At 33.6% G+C, this 3,473-nt stretch carries 5 protein-coding genes; all 5 read right to left on the bottom strand.

What is annotated here, in order from left to right; translation table 11 throughout:
• On the bottom strand, positions 1–514 hold a 514-nt coding region (locus AB1422_18035), incomplete at its 3' end, for a hypothetical protein (protein MEW6621202.1).
• Between the two features lie 40 nt (positions 515–554).
• Positions 555–857 (bottom strand): hypothetical protein, encoded by a 303-nt coding sequence (locus AB1422_18040; protein MEW6621203.1) that lies wholly within the window; start codon positions 855–857, stop codon positions 555–557.
• A 597-nt stretch (positions 858–1,454) separates the two neighbouring features.
• Complete coding sequence (locus AB1422_18045) at positions 1,455–2,123, bottom strand: hypothetical protein (GenBank protein MEW6621204.1); 669 nt, start codon at positions 2,121–2,123, stop codon at positions 1,455–1,457.
• 348 nt (positions 2,124–2,471) lie between these two features.
• Entirely contained in the window at positions 2,472–2,702 is a 231-nt protein-coding gene (locus AB1422_18050) for a hypothetical protein (protein MEW6621205.1), read from the bottom strand.
• 183 nt (positions 2,703–2,885) lie between these two features.
• Positions 2,886–3,245 carry a DUF5618 family protein gene (locus AB1422_18055; protein MEW6621206.1) on the bottom strand — a complete coding sequence of 120 codons (360 nt, stop codon included), beginning with the start codon at positions 3,243–3,245 and terminating at the stop codon, positions 2,886–2,888.
• Positions 3,246–3,473: the final 228 nt, after the last annotated feature.

Consider the following 3,473-nt stretch of genomic DNA (forward strand, 5'->3'; position numbering starts at 1 on the left):
AGCTCATATCATTTGGTTCAAAGGTTGTTTTTGCCTCTACAACTAAGGCTGTTTTCTTATTCTTTCTTTCACCCACAATGATTATATCTATCTCCCTTGATTCCTCTGTGCCATTTACAGAATAAAAGCCCTTTACCCTACGACGAATTTCACTTATCTTTATATTCAGAGTCTTTGCCAACCTTATTGTTCTTGGTTCAACAAGCCCTTCTACAAACTTGCCCAACCCACCTGTCATTTCTCCTACCATTTTGGAAACATTCTTTATCTCTTTGGAAAGCTGAGAATCTGTCTTTCCCAGACCGCCTGTTACTTCTTCTACCATCTTAGAAACATTCTTTATTTCTTTGGAAAGGTCAGCATGTATTTTTTTCCACTCAATCTCTGTTCTCTGTAGCTGGGCATCTCTTCTGTCAAGTTGAGCATCTGTCTTCTTTTGAGACTCAACCAATTCAACTAAACTTTTCTCTATCCTGTCTAATCTATCATTCTTCATAATAATTATATTATACATCAATAGTTTTAAAAAAGTCAAGTATTTTTTTTCTGCTTCCTTAAAAATTTTGACCTATGCAATTTGCTACAATAAACTTGTCAAATTCATTTGCAGAATTGCCACCAATGTAAATGTATAGGTTTGTGTATTGGTTAAACTTGACCACAACCCCTGGCTCAATGATTAAACAGGGTGCGACTGCTCCTTTGACATAGACATCGCCGGTAACGATGTAAGGGCTTCCTGTTAGAGTCCAGGTGGTATCAGTGGCAATGGTAGTAGTAGTAATTGTTGTTTGAGCGGCAACCTCACCTATGCCCAGAACCATCCCTAAAGTTACTAAACACAAAGTCTTTTTCATCTTATTTTACCTCCATTTTCAAAACACGAATAATATTTCTCGCAAAGACGCAAAGGTTACAATATTTTTGACAGGATGAACAGGATTAACGAGATTTTCATCTTGTAAATCCTCTAAATACATTTTTCCTCCAAATAGGGATTAGGAATTGAAGTGATATAAATTCAAATCCCAAATCATAAATCCCAAATCCGAAATCATAAATTCCTTTCTTTATCCAATCTTTTCAATAAAGGTTTTTGCTGATTTTAATGTAGCCTTTTTATTTTACAGAAAACACAGATTATTTTTAGTAATCGGATTAAGCGGATTAAGCGGATTATTTTTTTATTTTTTATCCGTTTAATCCGTTCAATCCGCTTACTATAATTTAATCCTGTTAATCCTGTCAGAAAAAACAAAAAAGCACAGTAAAATTAATTACTGTGCTTATATTCTCCTAACTCTATGTCCTGCAACAGGTTAGAATGATTCTCTCTCTGTGTGTATGTATGTTCTGTTAGCGTTATCCATCTCTTCTCCTTTAACAAATTCTACATCTTAATCTCTTTTTACCTTGATTCGGTTCATCATTATTTAAGTAGCTGACCCCTTACCCTAATTATATCTCAATATAGTTGGCTCAAAATCTTTTTTGTTTAATACCCTCATTATGCCATGTGAAGGCATAAGGACAAACAACCCATTTCTTTGGGCATTTAGTTCAACACCTTCACCAAACCTTCCACCTGCTACTGCTCCAATTATTTCATAGTCCTGATAGAATTCAAAGAAGTCAAAGAATCTTTTATACCACTCCAGAAAATAGCTCATATCATTTGGTTCAAAGGTTGTTTTTGCCTCTACAACTAAGGCTGTTTTCTTATTCTTTCTTTCACCCACAATGATTATATCTATCTCCCTTGATTCCTCTGTGCCATTTACAGAATAGAAACCCTTTACCCTGCGACGAATTTCAGTTATCTTTATATTCAGAGTCTTTGCCAACCTTATTGTTCTCGGTTCAACAAGCCCTTCTACAAACTTGCCCAATCCACCTGTCATTTCTCCTACCATCTTAGAAACATCGGCTATCTTTTTTGATAGTTGAGCATCTGTCTTCTGAAGTTGAGCGTCTGTCTTCTGAAGTTGAGCGTCTGTCTTCTGAAGTTGAGCGTCTGTTTTCTGAAGTTGAGCATCTGTCTTCTTTTGAGACTCAACCAATTCAACTAAACTTTTCTCTATCCTGTCTAATCTATCATTCTTCATAATAATTATATTATACATCAATAGTTTTAAAAAAGTCAAGTATTTTTTTTGGATTCTGGCAAAATAATGCCACCTGTGCGGTTAGATTAACCTTCCTCACATCTTTTAAAACCACGAAGGACACGAAATGGAATTTAATGTCTTGTAATTTTCGGTAGTGGCTGACAATAACTACAATTTTTTTTAACCACAAAGATTACAAAGAGTTTCACAAAAGAGTCAAAGATTTTTGAGAGAATAAATTTTTCCCTTTATTTCTTTGTGTATTCTTTGTGTACTTTGTGGTTAATTTCAGAGACCATCTAATTTTCTTCGTGTCCTTCGTAGTGAATAGTTACCAAAAAAAACGTTTCATTCGCTTTTAATTCACGACTGAAACGCTTTTTGTGATTGGTCAATATTGTTGTAATATGTTGAAACTAAAGGAGTTAAGCGGAAGCCCCCCCCCCCTAAAAATTCGTAACAGTTCAGGCTATATATCAAAAGTGTAAGAAAGGGGATAAGGAGATAAGAGTGATATGGAGATAAGATAATAGAAATAGATTGAAATTTATAGAAATAGGTAGAAATTGATTGTGGAAAACAACAAATTTCCATAAATTTCTATTAGTTTCTATTAATAATTTCAATTTTTTTAATAATATCTCCCTATCTCCTTAATCTCCACATCTCCTTTTGTTACACCACCTGAACGCTTACAAAAATTCTATGGTATATCTTTGGTTATTGGTTAGATTAGAAACTTTTGGAATGAGAATCATAATTTCTTACCTCACATCTTTATCCAATCTTTTCTATAAAATCCTTTGTGGCTTTTAAATAAGATTTAACCGCATTGGTATCATAAATAAGTCCTCTGTAATATCCTGCTATATGCAAGCCATCATAAAGTTTTTCAAACTCCTTCATTAGTTTTCCATTATGAATAGATAGATACTTTTTCAACGCATTTCTGTAAGCATCTATTGATTTTGGGAGTTCTTTTTTGGTTAAGCCCTTCTTTAAAAGATATTCATTTATTGCCTCTAAAATAGCCAGATAAGCTGTTCCAAATACCTCTCGGACAGACTTAACAAGTTTATAGCTAGAATATTGTGTATTATTCTTTTTATTTCTATGGGAGACCTGTCGGATGAACATAATAAAAATATAGCACAGAGGTATTTTCAAGTCAAGGAAAATTTTATGCTTCCCACAAGATTTTGCCACTACAAATGGATTTTTTAAATATTTAATTTTCTAACTAAACTTTTGCGTTTTTTAGAGAGTTGTCAACACAGAATCAATAGATTTTCCGGTTTTGCCTTGTTGATAACTCCAGATTAAAAGCTCTTTGAAAAACAGTTGTCTGACCCAATTGCAAATTTC

Source organism: bacterium, from assembly GCA_040757115.1.
Lineage (GTDB): Bacteria > UBA9089 > CG2-30-40-21 > CG2-30-40-21 > SBAY01 > JBFLXS01.

Bases quoted from the DNA above. Each gene is read 5' to 3' on its own strand.
- AB1422_18040 (MEW6621203.1), bottom strand. From the start codon at position 857: ATGAAAAAGACTTTGTGTTTAGTAACTTTAGGGATGGTTCTGGGCATA.
- AB1422_18045 (MEW6621204.1), bottom strand. From the start codon at position 2,123: ATGTATAATATAATTATTATGAAGAATGATAGATTAGACAGGATAGAG.
- AB1422_18050 (MEW6621205.1), bottom strand. From the start codon at position 2,702: ATGGAAATTTGTTGTTTTCCACAATCAATTTCTACCTATTTCTATAAA.
- AB1422_18055 (MEW6621206.1), bottom strand. From the start codon at position 3,245: ATGTTCATCCGACAGGTCTCCCATAGAAATAAAAAGAATAATACACAA.